This window comes from Enterobacter cloacae complex sp. 418I7, from assembly GCF_050030705.1.
Taxonomy (GTDB): Bacteria; Pseudomonadota; Gammaproteobacteria; order Enterobacterales; family Enterobacteriaceae; genus Enterobacter; species Enterobacter intestinihominis.
Map to the genome: position 1 here is coordinate 4,156,817 of NZ_JBLGUU010000001.1, position 18,871 is coordinate 4,175,687.

16 protein-coding genes are annotated in these 18,871 nt (G+C 55.9%); 4 read left to right on the forward strand and 12 right to left on the reverse strand.

Features of this window, described 5'->3' with window-relative positions; genetic code table 11:
* Nucleotides 1-54 precede the first annotated feature (54 nt).
* Nucleotides 55-1,122: an outer membrane-stress sensor serine endopeptidase DegS gene (degS, locus tag ACQG0S_RS20030; RefSeq protein WP_003860430.1), complete on the forward strand. Its 1,068-nt coding sequence runs from the start codon at nucleotides 55-57 to the stop codon at nucleotides 1,120-1,122.
* Between the two features lie 51 nt (nucleotides 1,123-1,173).
* Here the strand turns inward: degS and mdh are convergent, their stop codons facing one another.
* The gene (mdh, locus tag ACQG0S_RS20035; protein ID WP_023298737.1) at nucleotides 1,174-2,112 is read right to left on the reverse strand and encodes a malate dehydrogenase; all 939 of its coding nucleotides are present in this window, start codon (nucleotides 2,110-2,112) and stop codon (nucleotides 1,174-1,176) included.
* Nucleotides 2,113-2,509: 397 nt separating this feature from the next.
* On the opposite strand from mdh, the gene argR reads away from it, so the two are divergent.
* The gene (gene argR / locus ACQG0S_RS20040) at nucleotides 2,510-2,980 is read left to right on the forward strand and encodes a transcriptional regulator ArgR (protein ID WP_003860428.1); all 471 of its coding nucleotides are present in this window, start codon (nucleotides 2,510-2,512) and stop codon (nucleotides 2,978-2,980) included.
* 378 nt (nucleotides 2,981-3,358) lie between these two features.
* Complete coding sequence (yhcN, locus tag ACQG0S_RS20045; RefSeq protein WP_006812160.1) at nucleotides 3,359-3,622, forward strand: peroxide/acid stress response protein YhcN; 264 nt, start codon at nucleotides 3,359-3,361, stop codon at nucleotides 3,620-3,622.
* A 59-nt stretch (nucleotides 3,623-3,681) separates the two neighbouring features.
* Here yhcN and ACQG0S_RS20050 read toward each other — a convergent pair whose 3' ends face one another.
* The 5 genes from ACQG0S_RS20050 to aaeX all read right to left on the reverse strand — a co-directional run bounded on the left by ACQG0S_RS20050 (nucleotide 3,682) and on the right by aaeX (nucleotide 8,657).
* Nucleotides 3,682-3,954, reverse strand: coding sequence for a barstar family protein (locus tag ACQG0S_RS20050; RefSeq protein ID WP_022649557.1), 273 nt, complete (start codon nucleotides 3,952-3,954; stop codon nucleotides 3,682-3,684).
* Between the two features lie 45 nt (nucleotides 3,955-3,999).
* Nucleotides 4,000-5,454: an NAD-dependent succinate-semialdehyde dehydrogenase gene (locus tag ACQG0S_RS20055; protein WP_048966786.1), complete on the reverse strand. Its 1,455-nt coding sequence runs from the start codon at nucleotides 5,452-5,454 to the stop codon at nucleotides 4,000-4,002.
* 86 nt (nucleotides 5,455-5,540) lie between these two features.
* Nucleotides 5,541-7,508, reverse strand: a complete 1,968-nt coding sequence (aaeB, locus tag ACQG0S_RS20060) for a p-hydroxybenzoic acid efflux pump subunit AaeB (protein ID WP_023298739.1) — start codon at nucleotides 7,506-7,508, stop codon at nucleotides 5,541-5,543.
* Between the two features lie 5 nt (nucleotides 7,509-7,513).
* Entirely contained in the window at nucleotides 7,514-8,446 is a 933-nt protein-coding gene (gene aaeA, locus ACQG0S_RS20065) for a p-hydroxybenzoic acid efflux pump subunit AaeA (protein WP_023298740.1), read from the reverse strand.
* Nucleotides 8,447-8,453: 7 nt separating this feature from the next.
* The gene (gene aaeX / locus ACQG0S_RS20070) at nucleotides 8,454-8,657 is read right to left on the reverse strand and encodes a p-hydroxybenzoic acid efflux pump operon protein AaeX (protein ID WP_003860416.1); all 204 of its coding nucleotides are present in this window, start codon (nucleotides 8,655-8,657) and stop codon (nucleotides 8,454-8,456) included.
* A 178-nt stretch (nucleotides 8,658-8,835) separates the two neighbouring features.
* On the opposite strand from aaeX, the gene aaeR reads away from it, so the two are divergent.
* Nucleotides 8,836-9,762 carry an HTH-type transcriptional activator AaeR gene (gene aaeR, locus ACQG0S_RS20075; protein ID WP_022649561.1) on the forward strand — a complete coding sequence of 309 codons (927 nt, stop codon included), beginning with the start codon at nucleotides 8,836-8,838 and terminating at the stop codon, nucleotides 9,760-9,762.
* Nucleotides 9,763-9,875: 113 nt separating this feature from the next.
* Here the strand turns inward: aaeR and tldD are convergent, their stop codons facing one another.
* From tldD to mreC, 6 genes are all read right to left on the reverse strand, one after another.
* Entirely contained in the window at nucleotides 9,876-11,321 is a 1,446-nt protein-coding gene (gene tldD / locus ACQG0S_RS20080) for a metalloprotease TldD (RefSeq protein ID WP_426750723.1), read from the reverse strand.
* Between the two features lie 83 nt (nucleotides 11,322-11,404).
* Nucleotides 11,405-15,211, reverse strand: a complete 3,807-nt coding sequence (gene yhdP, locus ACQG0S_RS20085; protein ID WP_048966787.1) for an AsmA2 domain-containing protein YhdP — start codon at nucleotides 15,209-15,211, stop codon at nucleotides 11,405-11,407.
* 42 nt (nucleotides 15,212-15,253) lie between these two features.
* Nucleotides 15,254-16,723 carry a ribonuclease G gene (gene rng, locus ACQG0S_RS20090; protein ID WP_003860405.1) on the reverse strand — a complete coding sequence of 490 codons (1,470 nt, stop codon included), beginning with the start codon at nucleotides 16,721-16,723 and terminating at the stop codon, nucleotides 15,254-15,256.
* The gene (locus ACQG0S_RS20095) at nucleotides 16,713-17,306 is read right to left on the reverse strand and encodes a Maf family protein (RefSeq protein ID WP_003860403.1); all 594 of its coding nucleotides are present in this window, start codon (nucleotides 17,304-17,306) and stop codon (nucleotides 16,713-16,715) included. Before ACQG0S_RS20095 ends, rng begins: the two co-directional genes overlap by 11 nt.
* Nucleotides 17,307-17,315: 9 nt before the next feature.
* On the reverse strand, nucleotides 17,316-17,804 hold the full coding sequence (gene mreD, locus ACQG0S_RS20100; protein ID WP_003860402.1) for a rod shape-determining protein MreD: 489 nt from the start codon (nucleotides 17,802-17,804) through the stop codon (nucleotides 17,316-17,318).
* Entirely contained in the window at nucleotides 17,804-18,820 is a 1,017-nt protein-coding gene (gene mreC, locus ACQG0S_RS20105; protein WP_426750725.1) for a rod shape-determining protein MreC, read from the reverse strand. The genes mreD and mreC overlap by 1 nt, the downstream gene beginning before the upstream one ends.
* Nucleotides 18,821-18,871 lie beyond the last annotated feature (51 nt).

Consider the following 18,871-nt stretch of genomic DNA (forward strand, 5'->3'; position numbering starts at 1 on the left):
CCGGATAACTCATGTTATGCTGCAAACCGTTCCTTTTTTAACGACACACGCATCATGCTTTTAAAGCTCTTTCGTTCAATTGTCATTGGTTTGATCGTTGCCGGTCTGCTGCTGGTGGCTATGCCATCTTTACGCCAGTTCAACAAACTGTCGGCTCCTCAGTTCGACAGCACGGATGAAACGCCTGCAACGTACAATCAGGCGGTACGCCGTGCCGCCCCCGCCGTGGTTAACGTCTATAACCGCGGGCTTAACAGTTCCGCTCATAACCAGCTGGAGATCCGCACGCTCGGTTCCGGTGTGATCATGGATGACCGGGGTTACATCATCACCAATAAACACGTGATCAACGATGCCGACCAGATTATCGTCGCCTTGCAGGATGGCCGCGTGTTTGAAGCCCTGCTGGTGGGGTCGGACAGCCTGACCGATCTGGCGGTGCTGAAGATCAACGCCACGGGCGGTCTGCCGACTATCCCGATTAATCGCAAACGAACGCCGCATATCGGCGATGTGGTGCTGGCGATCGGTAACCCGTACAACCTGGGCCAGACCATCACTCAGGGGATCATCAGCGCGACAGGTCGAATTGGACTGAACCCGTCAGGGCGGCAGAACTTCCTGCAAACCGATGCCTCGATCAACCACGGTAACTCCGGCGGTGCGCTGGTGAACTCTCTGGGCGAACTGATGGGCATTAATACCCTCTCCTTCGACAAGAGCAACGATGGTGAAACACCGGAAGGGATTGGCTTTGCCATTCCGTTCCAGCTGGCGACCAAGATCATGGACAAGCTGATCCGCGATGGCCGCGTGATCCGTGGCTACATCGGTATTGGCGGGCGTGAAATCGCGCCGATGCATACGCAGGGCGGTGGTATCGATCAGATCCAGGGGATTGTGGTCAACGAAGTGGCACCTGGCGGCCCGGCGGCCAATGCAGGTATCCAGGTGAACGACGTTATTCTTTCCGTCAACGGCACGCCGGCGGTCTCTGCGCTTGAAACGATGGACCAGGTGGCGGAAATTCGACCGGGCTCTATCATCCCCGTAGAAGTCATGCGTAATGACAAGAAGCTCACGATTCAGGTCACCATCCAGGAATACCCGGCCACTAACTGACGGGCATAAAAAAACGGAGCTTAGCGCTCCGTTTTTTTTACCGGGACAAGATCACTTGTTAACGAACTCTTCGCCCAGCGTGATGTCTTTCTTCAGCGTATCCAGCATGCCTTCCATCGCGTTTTGCTCAAACGCGCTCAGCGTGCCGATAGACTTACGCTCTTCAACGCCGTTTTTACCCAGCAGCAGCGGCTGAGAGAAGAAGCGCGCGTGTTCACCGTCGCCTTCTACGTAAGCGCATTCAACCACGTTTTTCTCGCCCTGCAGCGCGCGAACCAGAGACAGGCCGAAACGCGCCGCCGCCTGGCCCATAGACAGGGTTGCAGAACCGCCACCCGCCTTCGCTTCCACCACTTCGGTGCCTGCATTCTGAATACGTTTGGTCAGGTCAGCCACTTCCTGCTCGGTGAAGCTCACGCCCGGGATCTGCGACAGCAGAGGCAGGATGGTCACGCCAGAGTGTCCGCCGATAACCGGCACTTCCACTTCCGTTGGCTGCTTGCCTTTCAGCTCAGCCACGAAGGTATTGGAACGGATGATATCCAGCGTAGTTACGCCGAACAGTTTGTTCTTGTCGTAAACGCCCGCTTTCTTCAGCACTTCTGCTGCGATGGCAACGGTGGTGTTCACCGGGTTGGTGATGATACCGATGCACGCTTTCGGGCAGGTTTCAGCGATCTGCTGAACCAGGTTTTTCACGATGCCCGCGTTGACGTTGAACAGGTCTGAACGATCCATACCCGGTTTACGTGCAACACCCGCGGAGATCAGCACCACATCGGCACCCTGCAACGCAGGACGCGCATCTTCACCGGAGAAGCCTTTGATTTTCACAGCTGTCGGGATGTGGCTCAGGTCAACCGCCACACCTGGGGTTACCGGAGCAATATCGTACAGGGAGAGTTCTGAGCCTGAAGGCAGTTGGGTTTTCAGTAGTAGGGCAAGCGCCTGGCCGATACCACCAGCAGCGCCGAGGACTGCGACTTTCATCCTAAACTCCTTATTATGGTTAACTTAAGTATCTGTAACTCCGTTGCGGCGACCATAATTCAGCACGTCATTAATTACAATTTTCATCGCTAAAGAATTTGAGGTCGCACGTCTTTGACCTTCACCCGAATGCTATCAGGCTGTGGGCAACAACGAATTAAGAGGGGGTTACAATACACCCTGCCACGCCACCAAAACAACATCATTTTGATAACATTTAATTTACTTTTAAGCTTATTTGCGCGGCGTGACCCAGGCATGTTTTCTGATAACGAAATCTGATAAAATCTCTCCCTTTCATAACATTATTTCAGCCTGGTGCCAGGTAGATAATTTGCATAAAAATTCATCCACATGCATAATAATGTTGTTTCTATCGTCATATTCCGGGTGACTTATGCGAAGCTCGTCTAAGCAAGAAGAATTAGTGAAAGCGTTTAAAGCGCTACTCAAAGAAGAGAAATTCAGTTCTCAGGGAGAAATTGTTCAGGCGTTGCAGGAGCAAGGCTTCGACAACATCAACCAGTCGAAGGTCTCCCGCATGTTAACCAAGTTTGGTGCAGTGCGTACGCGCAACGCCAAAATGGAGATGGTTTATTGCCTGCCTGCTGAACTTGGCGTGCCAACGACCTCCAGCCCGCTGAAAAACCTGGTTCTGGACATTGACTATAATGATGCCGTGGTCGTGATCCACACCAGCCCGGGTGCAGCCCAGCTGATTGCCCGCCTGCTGGACTCGCTGGGTAAAGCAGAGGGGATCCTCGGGACCATCGCCGGCGATGACACCATTTTTACGACCCCGGCAAATGGTTTCTCGGTGAAAGACCTCTACGAAGCGATTCTGGTCCTGTTCGAACAGGAGCTGTAATCTTCTGCCCCGTAGCGCCTGGCTGCGGGGATTATTCTGCTGCCGCCTCGTTTTACCCTGCTTTTCTCTGCCTGCTGCTTTTGCAAATAGTGCTTTTTACCGCCTGTTAACATTCATTCAGTGAATGATCTGCCGTAAAATCGCACTAAAAATCAAAGCCACCTATCCAATTGATTTACATAAGAAAAAATCATAACACCTGCAGAGTAACGCCCTTTTTTATTCATTCCCGTTATAAAAAATGATGTTTTTAACACGTAATAACAGGCGAAACCATTAGTCTGGTATTAATTTTTTGCGTGATTAGTGTATACTTGATTTTGTGATGAGGGTCACAGAACAAAGACCCCAGTAAAATAATTGACGAGGTAAATAATCATGAAAATTAAAACCACTGTAGCTGCCCTGAGCGTACTGTCAGTCCTGTCATTCGGTGCGTTTGCAGCCGACACTATTAACGCCGAACAGGCACAATCCCGTCAGGCTATCGGGACCGTTTCTGTTGGTGCCATCGGTACTTCTCCGATGGACATGCACGAAATGCTGAACAAAAAAGCGGAAGAACAGGGTGCGTCATCTTATCGCATCATCGAAGCGCGCAGTGGCGACCACTGGCACGCTACCGCAGAACTGTACAAATAAACCCTCGTCGTATCTCATCATACGACTTGCCCCTGACCTCCCGGTCAGGGGCTTTTTTATCACTGGCGCACGTTGAAACGCAGTTGCCCTTCCAGCTCCTCCTCCGCTTCATCAAACAATAAAATCAATGCGCCAAAGCGTCTGCGCAGTTTTTCAGGCAGATGGGTAAATTCGATCTCCAGCGGTAACGGCAGCCTGTCGCCGGTAACCACATCCCACAGCATATCAAGATTGTTTACGCTGCCCCGCTCCAGGTCGAACGCCCGGATAAACTCGCGGTAGAAGTCTTCCTGACTATCAATTTCGTCAAAATCAAAGGTATAAATTTTCATTGCCAGCCACCCGGTACAGGCGGGCGGCAGATGCCGCCCTGTCTATTATAAGCCCCCGATATGCAGGGTTTTAACTTCCAGAAACTCCTCCAGCCCCAGCACGGACCCCTCGCGTCCCAGCCCGGACTCTTTTACGCCCCCAAACGGACCCAGCTCGGTCGAGACCGCACATTCATTAATTCCGATCATGCCGCTCTCAATGGCCTGTGAGACGCGGAACACGCGCGAGAGATTCTGGGTATAAAAGTAGGCCGCCAGCCCGTAAGGCGTATTGTTAGCGCGCATAACCACTTCGTCTTCCGACGTGAAGCGGAAGCAGGCGGCAACGGGACCAAAGGTCTCCTCTTCTGCCAGCTTCATGCCTTCATGGCAGTCACCGAGTACGGTTGGCATCCAGAAGTTGCCGCCAAGTTCGTGCGGTTTACCCCCAGCCAGCACCGTGGCCCCCTTCGCTACCGCATCTTCGACGTGCTCACGGACTTTCTCGACAGCCGAAGGCTCAATCAGCGGGCCGACAACGACGCCCTCGTCCAGACCGTTACCCACCTTCAGCGCCTTCACCGCATCGGCAAGCTGATTGACAAACTTGTCATAGACCGTCTCCTGAATATAGAAACGGTTTACGCTGACGCAGACCTGCCCGGCGTTACGGAATTTATTGCCGATGGCGCCTTTGACGGCGGCCTCAATATCCGCGTCCTCGAAAACGATATACGGCGCATTGCCGCCCAGCTCCATCGATACCTTTTTCATGGTCTCAGCGGAATTGCGAACCAGCGTTTTCCCGACGGCGGTTGACCCCGTAAACGAGATTTTGCGCACGTCATGGCTGGCCATAATGGCGTCGCTAATTTCTGAGGTGCTCCCCGCGACCGCATTCAGCACACCATCCGGCACACCGGCCTGCTTCGCCAGCGTCAGCAGCGCAAAGGCGCTCAGCGGCGTGTTGTTTGCAGGCTTGATGACGCCGGTACATCCTGCTGCCAGCGCCGGGCCGAGCTTACGGGTGAGCATAGCCATCGGGAAATTCCATGGCGTGATAGCAGCAACCACCCCAACAGGTTCACGAGTGGCCAGAATACGGGAGCCGGGTTTAACCGGAGGAATGATTTCACCGTTAGCGCGCTTGGCCTGCTCCGCAAACCACTGAATAAAGCTGGCAGCGTAGTCCACCTCGCCCTCAGCCTCTTTCAGCGGCTTGCCCTGCTCGGTGGTCATCAGCCGCCCGAGCCAGCTTTTGTTCTCGATAATCAGTTCATACCAGCGATAGAGGATCGCGGAACGCTCTTTTGCCGTTTTTGCGCGCCATGCGGGAAAGGCTTTCGTCGCGGCCGCAATGGCCTCTTCGGTTTCGGCTTTCCCTGCTTTCGCCACTTTCGCAACCACCTCGCCCGTGGCCGGGTTTAGCACATCAAACGTGGTGTCGAGTGTTTTCCAGATACCGTTAACCAGATACCCGGTCTGAAAAAGAATACTGTCCTGAAGAGCCTGGGTTGTCATGTGTCCTCCCTTCCTGAATGTTTGAACCTGCAAGAATAAGTATAGCCACAAAAAAACCGACGCTTTTGGCGTCGGTTTTCTCTTCGTTAGCTGTCTGTCAGCGCATTCTGGTAGCGGTGCAGCATAAACACCAGCCGCTCTACCGGCTCGGTAACCTGCGGCGGCGCTTCCCAGACTCGCAGTTTCTCCTGGTAGATATCCAGCTCCTCCAGCAGTTGCTTAAAGTAGCGGCGACGTTTGTCATCACTGGATGCCGATATCACATGGTCCGCCGTTCGCCGTAGCTGGCGGTGGAAAGCGGACAAATCGTCGTTGATCGGCACTGGCGCGTTCCGCAGACGCTGGTGCGCGATAATCATGGTTAACGCCAGACGGAAGCGAGCGACATCGCCCGGGAATTTATTCAACAGCAGGAACAGTTGCTGGTAAAGGGCCGGAAGGTGGTTCTGCTTGCGCCGCGCGGTGTTGGTGGTCAAGGACGATACGGCGGCCGACACAAACTGATTGAGCAGCACGCGCCCTGTCCGCGCCTGAGAGTTATCCCGCACCAGCAGGATCACCATCATCGCCAGGAAACAGCCCACCAGCTGGCCTAATGCGCTATCCAGGAACTGGCTGAAATGGAAGGTCATCGGGTTATCCAGCACGAGGATGTTAATCGTACTCGCCAGCGCACCTAACGATCCCAGACGGCGTTTTTGTACCTCAATCCCGATAAAGAACGCCATCACCGCCAGGCTGATACAGAGCAAAAGCATGCTTTGCTGCGTCGAGGGGATGATTACCAGGAAGTAGAGCGCGCCAATGGGTAACGCCGCAATGGTGCCGTACAGAAAATCAATAGCGACCATGCGCGGGTTGGGCAGACGCATCGCCAGCGCGGTAACGACGGCAATCATCACCATCGCGCCGCTGCCGGACGTCCAGCCGGTCCACAGCCAGAACAGCGTGCCGAGTATACAGGCCAGGGTGGTACGCCAGAAGTTAACCATCGCATGATGACGCTCGGCGGATTCCGGTTTGATCACCACTTCGCCCTGTAACACCTCTTCTTCCGCCGCACTGATTTTGGTGTTGCTAATCACGCCGCGTTTCAGAAGCAGGTAGCGCGTTGCGGCGCCAACCCAGGTATAAATGGTGACTGGCGTATCCCGTTCGCCCGTCCAGGCAATCACACGACGCATGCGTTTAAGCTGTCGATGCACGTCCTGCACCGTCTCCACAGGCTCATCAAACAGTTCGCGGAAGGTATCCGTTACCACTTCGGGGCGAGTGTTCTGAATCAGGTAGGTTTCACACGCCTGGGTGATCAGCGTTAACGAGACGGTATTGATCGCTTTCAGACGACGATTGGCACGCTCCCAGCGGGAAGACTCCATATTGAGATTACTGCGCATCCCTTCCAGCGCCTGCGTGCGGCGCACCAGCGCGCTCCAGGCCTTGTCGACCTCTTCGCTGTCGCCGTGCTTAATGCACAGCTGCATGAGCTGGTACTGGGCAACAATCAGCGCGTCCAGCTCACGATCGACTTCCTGCTTGATGGATCGCGGAGAGAAGAGCAGATCGGCGACAATCGCGCAGACGATACCAATGACAATCTCGCTGCAACGTTCCACGGCGAACTGCGGAGCAAGCAGCGGTTCACTCTGAATGGTGATGATAATAATCAGCGCGGTATATCCCGCCAGGCCCCAGGCGTACGAGTTCTCCACCTTCACCAGCGAAGAGACCCAGGTGCAAAAACCCGCCCAGATACAGCATACAATCAGCATCAGCAGCGGCGTGCGGATCATCAGGATGATAATGGTCAGGGCGGCGATACAGCCGATAAAGGTACCGATAATACGCAGCATCCCGCGATAGCGAATTGCCCCGGAGTAAGGTTCGCCACCCGCCGCGAAGGCAGGACCGGCGGCGACGATCGCGGCGGTCAGAACAGCCCAGCGCGGCGTTTCAAGCTGGAAATGGAAGCCAACAAACAGCGCCAGCACAATGGCGCATGCCAGCTTCACGGCGAAGCGGATGTGCTGGCTGGCGATGGAAAAAATGCCCATAGCGATCAACCAAACTCGCGCAGGCGATGGGCGATTTGACGGAAGATAGAGTCCTGGCTGGCATCACGGTCTTTTTCACCGGTGATCACTACCGTCGCCGTGGTGCCTGCGGGCCAGAGGTTGCTCTGCTGCTCATCCAGACGAATGCGTACCGGTACGCGCTGCGCCAGACGAACCCACTCGAGGTTAGAATCGACGGTCGCCATCCCTTTTGAATCATTGGTACTGCTGGCGTTGGTCACCCCCGCGGCCACGCTGTCCACGGTTCCTTTCAGGACCCGGTTGCTGCCGAGCGGCGTGATTTCGGCGCGATAGCCCGGACGCACGCCTTCCAGCTTGGTCTCTTCCATATAGGCGAGGACGTAGAAAGAGTTCTGTTTCACCAGCGCCACGGCCGTAGAGCCGCGCGTGATAAACTCACCCGCATAGACGTTGAGGTTGGTTACCCAGCCATCGGACGGGGCGCGGATAACGGTACGTTCCAGATCGAGCTTCGCCAGATCGCGCGTCGCCTGCGCTTTTGCCAGCTGATGCAGCACGGTTTGCAGCACGTTATTGGACTGATCAATCTCTTCCCGGGACATGGCCTGGATGCCCAGCTTGTTACGACGTCCTGCTTCACGGCGTTTTTCAGCGGCCAGCGCGTTGTAATACGCTACGTCGGCTTCCGCTTCTTCCAGCGCTTTTTGATAGCGCGGCTGGTCGATAGTGAACAGTACCTGATCTTTTTTCACCAGCTGGTTATCGTGGACATTGACCGCCGTAATGAGACCGGCGACATCGGGCGCTATCGCGACCACCTCCGCGCTGAAACGCGCATCGCGCGTCCACGGGGATTCGGTGTAATAAACCCAGGCGCGAAAAATAGCGATGAACGCCAGGATGACCAGCGCCATAGTGATGGCAGTGCGGGAGATTTTTCTTGTTAGCGTTTTCACATCAACCTCAGACAAACATGCGCGATATTAAATAGAACAGGCAGCAATACAGCGCGGTATTAAACAATGCAGGATGCCAGACGAAATCATAAATCCCGGTAGGGACCAGCACCTTGCGCACCAGCCAGAAGATCGCCAGTGATAAAAGAAGCTCGAAAAATATCGGTGGGAACGACAGACCGAACACCACGATAACGGGAAACAGACTCATGTTGACCTTGATTAAAGAGATGCAGGTTACTGGATTATTAAGCTCACGCCGCCGCAGGAGAGCATGAATTGCCGGGCGAGAGTGGCGCAGCCGTTATGTAATTAATAATATATTAACGTAACTGTTATGCTGTTATCTATCATATGTGATCTAAATCACTTTTAAGCCAGAGTGAATAATGGAACGTCTAAAACGCATGTCCGTCTTTGCGAAAGTGGTTGAGCAAGGTTCTTTTACCGCCGCAGCACGTCAGCTACAAATGAGCGTCTCATCCATTAGCCAGACAGTGTCAAAACTGGAAGATGAGCTCCAGGTGAAGCTGCTCAACCGCAGCACCCGCAGCATTGGGCTGACGGAAGCGGGTAAAATTTACTATCAGGGCTGCCGTCGAATGCTGCATGAAGTGCAGGATGTTCACGAGCAGCTCTACGCCTTTAACAACACGCCTATCGGCACGCTGCGTATCGGGTGTTCTTCAACTATGGCACAAAATGTTCTCGCTGCCATGACGGCGGAAATGCTGAAAGAGTATCCCGGTTTAACCGTTAATCTGGTAACGGGTATTCCGGCACCGGATCTGATTGCCGATGGGTTAGACGTGGTGATCCGCGTTGGCGCATTGCAGGACTCGAGCCTGTTCTCGCGTCGACTGGGCAGCATGCCGATGGTGGTCTGCGCTTCGAAAAGCTATCTGGCACAGTATGGCGTACCGGAAAAACCTGCCGACCTGAGCAACCACTCGTGGCTGGAATACAGCGTTCGCCCAGATAACGAATTTGAACTGATCGCGCCAGAAGGGCTTTCCACCAAACTGCTGCCTGAAGGCCGCTTCGTGACCAACGATCCGATGACCATCTCACGCTGGCTGGTGGCCGGGGCCGGGATCGCCTACGTGCCGCTGATGTGGGTGATCAACGAGATCAACAGCGGCGAACTGGAGATCCTCTTCCCGCGCTACCAGTCGGATCCGCGCCCGGTGTACGCGCTCTATACCGAAAAGGACAAGCTGCCGCTGAAGGTGCAGGTCTGTATTAACTATCTGACGGACTATTTTGTGGAAGTGGCAGAGCTGTTTCAGGGGATGCGGGGAAGAAGGAAAGAGTAGGCCTCCCCCCTCACCCCGGCCCTCTCCCCAAAGGTGCGAGGGAGAAAAGACGGCACGGAGCAGTCCCCTCTCCCCGTTGGGGAGAGGGTTAGGGTGAGGGGAAAATGAAAAAATTACGCCGTGCCGCCCACCGTCAGGTTATCGACCTTCAGGGTTGGCTGGCCCACGCCTACCGGCAGGCTCTGACCTTCTTTGCTGCAGACGCCCACGCCGTTATCCAGCTTCAGATCGTTACCGACCATGGAGATCTGCTGCATTGCTTCAATCCCGGATCCGATCAGCGTCGCCCCTTTTACCGCTTTGGTCACTTTGCCCTTCTCAATCAGATACGCCTCTGAGGTAGAGAAGACAAATTTACCGGAGGTGATATCCACCTGGCCGCCGCCAAAATTCGGCGCGAAGATCCCGTAATCAACGGATTCGATAATCTCCTGCGGCGTGGATTTACCCGGCAGCATGTAGGTGTTGGTCATGCGCGGCATCGGCAGGTGCGCGTAGGATTCGCGACGACCGTTACCCGTTGGCGCAACGCCCATCAGACGCGCGTTAAGCTTGTCCTGCATGTAACCTTTCAGTACGCCATTTTCGATCAGCACGTTGTACTGGCCCGGCGTGCCTTCATCGTCGATAGAAATCGAGCCGCGACGGTCGAGCATGGTGCCATCATCCACCACGGTACACAGCTCGGAGGAGACAAGCTGCCCCATCTGACCGCTGAATACGGACGTCCCGCGACGGTTGAAATCCCCCTCCAGGCCGTGACCGACCGCTTCGTGCAGCAGCACGCCAGGCCAGCCTGCGCCCAGAACCACCGGCAGCGTACCGGCAGGTGCCGCCACGGCAGACAGGTTGACCAGCGCCATGCGCACGGCTTCTTTTGCCCACGCATCCGCGCGCGCTTCGCCGTCAACGTCGCCGAGGAACCAGTCGTAGCCAAAACGACCGCCGCCACCGCTTGAGCCGCGCTCGCGCTTGCCGTCGTCTTCCACCTGCACGCTGATAGAGAGGCGCACAAGCGGACGCACGTCGGCGGCCAGCGTACCGTCCGTCGCCGCCACCAGGATCAGTTCATAAACACCGCTCAGGCTGGCAGAAACTTCCTGCACGCGTTTATCCGCCGCGCGAGCCACTTTGTCCACGCGACGCAGGATGTCCAGCTTCTCTTCGCGGCTCATGCTTTGCAGTGGGTCGATGCTGGTATAAAGCGCAGCGTGCTGCACTTCACCCAGGGTTTTCACGCGACCGTCGCCGGTATCACGCACAATGGTTCGCGCCGCCTGCGCGCTCTGCTCCAGCGCGGCCAGGCTTATCTGGTCTGCATAAGCAAAACCGGTTTTTTCGCCGCTGACGGCGCGCACGCCGACGCCCTGGTCAATGTTATAAGAACCATCTTTAATGATGCTGTCTTCTAAAACCCAGGATTCGTGATAGCTCGACTGGAAATAGAGATCGCCGTAGTCGAGGCGGCGTTCGGTCAGTTGACCAAGAATGGAGAACAGGTCCTGATGGCTCAGGCCGTTCGCTGCGAGCAAATGTTCACTTACCAGGTTCAGACTCATCGTATTGCTACTCGTTCGTTGCCGCCAGTGGCGGTATAAAATCAATATTATTGAGAGTGAGGCAATTACCTGCCCACGTCAAATCATTGCTGTGCTTCTTTGCGCGGCTGGCGCAGCACTTCATTAATCTGCGGTTTATCGATTGGGCCCGTAATGCGGTAGCGCAGAATCGAGACTTTGCTCCAGAGCGGCCCCAGCACTTTGCTGGCGGCAAATACCGCCGCGCCGATTATCGGATTGACCACAAAAGCGGTAGCAACACCCACTGTAGCGGAGATTTCCGGGGCAACAACCGCTTCCATATCCAGCTCCCGGCGCACGAGGTTCACTGATCCTTTCATGGCGATGTCCGCTTCCAGGCCGTCCAGCAGCGTATCATCGGTATGCATCACGCCGTCCTTGATCCAGGCCGTTCCGCGAATGGAGTCATAATAGAAACCGTCGTTGAAGGTATCGCTGAAATCGAAGCGCAGCTTGCGCAGCAGCGCGTCAAAGCTCAGCAGGCGCAGTATTTGCCCTGCATGACCGGTGCTAACATCGGCAATTTGTCCCTTACCAAAACGGGTTCTGAGGATACCGTTCAGCGAGGCAACGTCCGGCTGCCACGGTGCCGCGCGCCAGTGCAGATCGTAATTCACATCGAAGGACGATCCGCGAAGCGGCGTGCTGATCCCAAAGAAGTTAGCCGCGGAGTCCAGCTTGTTGCCTTTAATATCGCCCTTCAGCGAGGTGCGCTGTTCACCCGGTTTGTTCACCCACTCGCCAGCGGCAGTCATGCGGCCAAAGCCGGTATCCACCAGCCCACCAGAGAGGCTCAGCGTATTGCCCTGAATAGCAAAATCACCGTCGATACGGCCATATTTCTGTCCCCACAGCCAGCACTCCGCACAGCGCAGCTGGAGATCGGGCCAGTTGCTGAAATCCACGCGCGACGTTCCACTGCTGCTGAAAGGAGACGTACTTGTCGACTGTGTTTTAGACGCCGTAAAGGTCGGGTTGTAATAGAGATAACGGATAGCCGCCTGCCATGGCGCGTTATCGCGCATCGTCAACGAACCGTTAATTTCACGCCCCTGCGCCTCGACCTTTGAGCCGTTCACCGTCGGCCGGGAGACAATACTCAGGTTGTTCCACTGCTGCCCACCTAGCGTCAGCGCAGGCGTGCGCAAGGTAATGGACTGCGGGAACTGCGCCGTTTGATCGACGTTTTGCCCGACACCTTTCTGAAACAGTGCCAGCCACTCTGCGCCATCCATCGGCGGGAGATTCAGTTCAATGCCTGCCTGCTCCGGCAGCGGCGGCGTGGTACGGCTGTCCGTCGTCCAGATCGCCCTGTCCAGCGTCAGCTTGCGGTTAAGCAGCCAGCGGCTGTTGAAGTGGTTTGTTCCGCCAGCGTTTCCGGTTAAATCGAAGCTGTTGAGGTTGCCCGCAACCTTTACGTTGACGGGCAGTGCTTCACCGCTTTTCTTGTTCAGCGGTGCGGGAAGCTGGCTACTGAGGTTTTTTAGATCGCCCGTAATGTCGACGTTATAGCGCGCACCGGCATGATAAGGCAGGTCGATGGCGACCTTGCCATTCCATGACACCGCGCCGTCCACCGCATTCTCAATCGGCTTCGGCAGAACATCCATGCGTGACGGCTGCCAGTTCGCGTCCATATTGACCGCCACCTGGTAGGCTTTATCGCCCTCGGTGGTGGAGAAATCGATATTGACGGGTTGATTGAACCAGGTCGCTTTCAGCGGCTTACTTTTCAGATTGCCGTTAACAAAGCTGAACTGACCGCTAAGGTTTTTCAGCGTGCTGTCCAGCGGCTTGATATAGAGACTGTTATTGTTCAGACGAACGTCGCCTTTGGCGGTGGTCATTTCACCGTCGAGCGGGATATCCAGATGTAAGCGAGCATTCACATCACCATCTAACTGCAACTGCTGGAGAGTGGCCGCCAGGGAGTCATCCAGCGGCGTATCTTCAAAATATGGGCCAACCGCTTTACCCGGCCCATTAATATCCGCATCAATCAGCAGTTTCTCTTTGGAGTAATCCGGGATGTTTGCCGTCAGGTTGCTTGCCGTTACGCCGCCCAGCGCAACGCTGTCCGTCTTCATCCACAAGCCGTCATTCAGGAAGTTGAGTTCGATATTCAGATTCTTCAGCGCGGGCCAGTCCGGCTGGAAGGCATAGGTGGCGTTGCGTAGCGGCACCAGAACCTGGAACTGGCCTTCGTTATGCTTATACGGGAACAGGTGCGGATTGCCGCCGTAGACCAGCGTGGCGTTATCCGCCTGACCGCCCTGAATGGCGCCGCTGAGATAGTCTACCAGCGCTTTCCCCATCAGGTTTTCCGGGAAGTAGCGCCACGCCTGCGAACCGTCATCCGTGCTGATGCCCGCCAGAATGCCCAGCCACGGCTCATCGCCTTCAGGCTGTAGATAACGGAAATTACCGCGGGCATGTACCGCTTTGGCTTTTACATCAATATCGCGACCATCGAGCTGAAAACCTTTGTCATTCTTCAGCCAGTTGAGGGTGGCGTTTCCCTTTTCGATCTCCAGTGGCGCACGGAAGACCGTTTCGTACGGCATTTTTGCTTCCTGCATTTCTGCCGTCAGCCTGCCGTTTTCCACGCTTCCTTCCAGTTTACCGCTGAAGTGCTCGGCACCCGGCAGCAGCTTCCACTGTTTCCATGCGAGATTTTTCCATGCCGCCTGAAAACGCGTCTTTTCCGTGGCCTGGAGCGGAATATCCAGCGCCAGCCGGTTTATCTGCCCGCTCGGCTGCGTCGCCAGCCAGATTTCGCCCAGCTCCGGGGAGAGTTTTGCGGCCATTGAACGCAGCCCTTCGATCGCCGTCAGATCCAGGTTACTGGCGCGGATACGCAGCTCATCGCTGCGTTTACCGTTTATCCCGCCGACGTCCTGCTCCGGCATCCACGCCAGCGTCAGTGCGCCGCGCGGCCAGGGTTTGTTATCCATGGAGATGCGCGTATCCGGAATAGCGAACTGCCAGCCGCCTTTATCCTGCGTCACGTGTGCGGTGAGGTTATCGACGGAAAGCTGATGCTGATGGTTTTCCCCCTTCCAGCTCGCGCCCCCCTGCTTAAGCCAGATATCGCCGCTGGCGAACGCCCCGTTCGTCAGGGTCATCCAGCCTTCCAGGCTGAAGCGCGCGGTTTCCAGCTGCATGTTCTGCTGTAGCCACTCACCCAGCCACGGCTTCACGTCCACGTCGTCCGCCTGTAGCCACACCCTGCCGTTGTTCAGCAGGCCATTGTCGTCGCGCAGATCCATCCGCACCTGCATAACGCCGTGCTGCCCGTTCAGGCTGGAGAGATTCACCTGCCCCTCGGCGCGGTGGCGATCTTTCCCGTTTAGCCAGGTCAGCTGTGGGATCGCCAACTCAGCGCGCTGTCCGGAAAGGGTTATAAAGCTCACTTCGCTGTCGCGGAGATCGAAATGATCGAACTGACGCAGGAAGAGATCGCTGATACGGCTGGTTTCCAGCCCACGATCGCTGTCGCCGCTTTGCAGCGGCGTGTTGGTCATCAGCTGAAGTTGCCAGAAGGTGAGATCGCGAAACTGCCAGCGCAGATGCAGCAGGCTTTGCCAGACATCCAGCGCCAGAGTGACGCGTTTGATTTTAAGATGGCCGCCATCTTTCAGGCTGGCGCTGATATCCCGCGCATCAAGCGTCGGGCCAAAGTTCTGCCAGCTTGCCTCGATATGGCTCACGTCCACCGGTAGACCGGTGGCAGATTCGATTTTTGCCAGGATCTGCGGCCGCCAGCTGTCCAGATGCGGCAAGGCGAGACGCAGCCCGCTCACGAGCAACGCGACAATCACGACCAGCGTTGCCCCTGTAAGCAGTAAAATCCCCGGCAATCGCCTCACGCGTCTCTCCTTGTCAGCCTTAAATCTCGCAGCGAACTGCGTTTACATCATGACGACGTCAAACTGCTCCTGGTTATAGAGCGGCTCAATTTGCACTTTTACCTGTTTGCCGACAAAGATTTCCACTTCCGCCAGCGCGTGCGACTCTTCCCCTTTCAGGGCCTCCGCCACCGCAGGGGAAGCATAGACCAGAAAACGGTCTGAGTCGTAGGCATGATGGACACGGACAATCTCACGCATGATCTCGTAGCAGACCGTCTCCACCGTCTTTACCGTTCCGCGTCCATGGCAGGTTGGACACTCATTACACAGGACATGTTCCACGCTTTCGCGGGTCCGTTTCCGGGTCATTTCCACCAGACCGAGCTGCGAGAAGCCATTGATGCTGGTTTTCACGCGATCTTTACTCAGCGCCTGCTCCAGGGAGTGCAGCACGCGACGGCGATGGTCTTCATTATTCATATCGATAAAGTCGATGATGATAATACCGCCCAGATTACGCAGGCGAAGCTGGCGTGCGATGGCCTGCGTCGCTTCTATATTGGTATTAAAGATGGTGTCATCGAGGTTGCGATGGCCGACAAACGCGCCGGTGTTGATGTCGACGGTGGTCATCGCTTCGGTTTGATCGATGATCAGATAGCCACCCGATTTCAGCTCAACCTTACGCTCCAGCGCACGCTGGATTTCGTTTTCAACGTCATAGAGATCAAATATCGGCTGGCGTCCGGTGTAATGCTCCAGCAGCCCCGGCATTTCCGGGATGTACTCGGCGGTGAACTCCAGTAAGGCTTCGTACGTCAGACGGGAGTCCACGCGGATTCGGTCGAGCTGCGCATCGGCGAAATCACGTAATACGCGCTGAGCGAGCGCCAGCTCACCGTACAGCCGGTAGCGGGTCTGGTTGCGTTTTTTACGCTCCATCACTTTGGTCCAGACGCGCTTCAGATAGGCCGCATCCGAGGCCAGGTCTTCTTCGCTGATCCCTTCCGCTGCGGTACGGATAATAAACCCGCCCTGCTCGTCGCAGTAGGCGCTGACCACCTTTTTCAGGCGTTCACGCTCGCTTTCGCTCTCAATACGCTGTGACACGCCGACGTGCGACGCCCCCGGCATAAAGACCAGATAACGTGAAGGAAGGGTGATGTCGGTGGTCAGACGCGCGCCTTTGGTGCCCAGCGGATCTTTTACCACCTGCACCATCAGATCCTGGCCCTGACGCACCAGCTCAGAGATGTCGCGCACGGCAAACTGTTTTTGCTCTTCGCCTGCCACGCATTCGGTATGCGGCATGATGTCGGAGGCGTGCAAAAACGCCGCTTTATCGAGCCCAATATCTACAAAAGCCGCCTGCATACCCGGCAGTACACGACTGACACGACCTTTGTAGATATTGCCTACGATTCCGCGCCGCGCTTCACGCTCAATATGAATTTCCTGAAGAATGCCACCATCAATGTAGGCCACACGGGTTTCCGATGGCGTTACGTTTACCAACAATTCAGCCGTCATAATTATCCCTTCCCTCACGCAGTGAGTTAAAATTGCTCAGCAACTCATACGTTTCCACCAGCGGTAAGCCGACTACGGCGTGATAGCTGCCATTTATCTTCCTGACAAAACAGCCACCCAACCCTTGAATACCGTATGCACCTGCTTTATCCATAGGTTCACCGCTGGCGATATAGCCGGCGATCTCCTCGTCGGTGAGGACTCTGAACGTCACTTCCGTTACCACAAGGCAATCCAGAACGTACTGGCTGTCTGCCAGCGCTACCGCCGTCATCACCTGATGGGTTTGTCCGGACATGTTACGCAGCATCCGCGCAGCATGGTCTGCGTCGCGGGGTTTCTCAAGCACCTCACCATTGAGGATGACGATGGTATCGGCCCCCAGCACCGGTAAGTCACGCGGCACGCATGCAACGCCCGCCTGCGCTTTTTCACGCGCCAGACGGGAGACATACTGCTGAGCGCTTTCGCCCTCAGCACGTTTTTCTTCGATACCGGTAACGATGCGTTCGAAGGATACACCCAACTGCGCGAGCAGTTCCTGGCGACGCGGAGAACCGGAGGCAAGATACAAAGACGTCATAGAAACCTTTTATTGCACGGCAAACTGCTGGCGAATTTTACGCATCAGCAGGAACAGCCACGGCCAGAGCACACCGTTTACTACACTACTCCAGAACACTTCCGGTCGGAAAGAGACGTTGATCACTAAAAACTCTGCCCAGAAAACAACGATATCCGCAGCGAGCGACAACAACATCACCACCAGCGCCTGTTGCCAGAGCGCAAGGTTACGAAAGAGCTGGAATTTGAGTGCAACGAGATACGCAATAATGCTCATGGATAAGGCGCGGACGCCAAGCGTAGAGCCACTGATAAGATCCAGTATGGCACCCATCACAAAACCTGTGCCGACATTTACGCGGTGCGGCAGGGCAAGGATCCAGTAGAGCAAAATGAGTAATACCCAGTTTGGCCGGAAAACAAGAATGTCGTCCGGCCAGGGCATAATTTGCAGCAACAATGCAACGAGGAATGAGAGCCAGATTACCCAGCGCCCCTGGCTACGATAACTGGCCACTACTGCCCTCCACCCGAGACTTGCGGCGGTGGCGGCGCATCCGGTAGCGGCTGCGTTAACCCCGTCGCCGGAGCCGGTACGGGCGCAGGTGGCCCCATTGCATCCGGCGCAGGCAGCACCTGCGGCATCATCTGCATCAGGCGCTCATTGGCCACGCGATGCACATCTTCCGGCGTCATCGGGTTAGCGCCGTTGCGATCGGCGCCCCATAGCAGCAGCAGGTAGCGTAAACGCTGCAAGCCAGCCGTTGGACGCGCCTGGATCACGGTGTAGGCACGTTGAGTGTCGAGCTTCACGGAAGAGACAACCGCAACCGGGTAGCCTTCAGGGAAACGACCGCCCAGACCAGACGTCACCAGCACGTCACCCACGCGGATATCCGTGTTGGCGGGCAGGTGTTCCAGTTGCAGATCGTCCGTACAACCATTACCGGCGGCAATTACGCGAATATCGTTACGCAGCACCTGAATCGGCAGTGCATGGGTGGCATCGCAAATCAGCAGCACACGGCTGGTCAGTTTGGCAACCGCCACGACCTGGCCCACAACGCCTTTATCGCTGATGACAGGCTGACCTTCGTATACGCCGTTCACGCTGCCTTTATCAATCACCACCTGATCGCTGTATGGATCGTTTACGGTGGAGATCACCTGGGTGACCATTTTCTGTTCATCCTGGCGCAGCGGCGAGCCAAGCAGTTCCCGCAGACGCGCGTTTTCCTGCTTATATTGCCCCAGCATCAGTAGCTCGCTGTTTTTCAGCAGCAGTTCCTGGCGTAATGCACGGTTTTCGAGTTCGAGCTGGTCACGCGATGAAAGCGTTTGCGACACGGAGTCGAGCAGTTCACGGGGACCATTTGAAATAAAGTAGAAAGGACTGACGGCGGTATCCATGTACGTTCGGATCTGGCCGAACGTACCGAGGCGGCTATCGGCAATAATGACCCCGAGCGCCACCAGAACCGCCAGGATCAGGCGAAACTGTAGCGACGGGCCACGGCTAAAAATTGGCTTCATAGGCTATGCGTATTCTCGCGTCAGAGAGAAAGGGTAGCCATTTGCTACCCT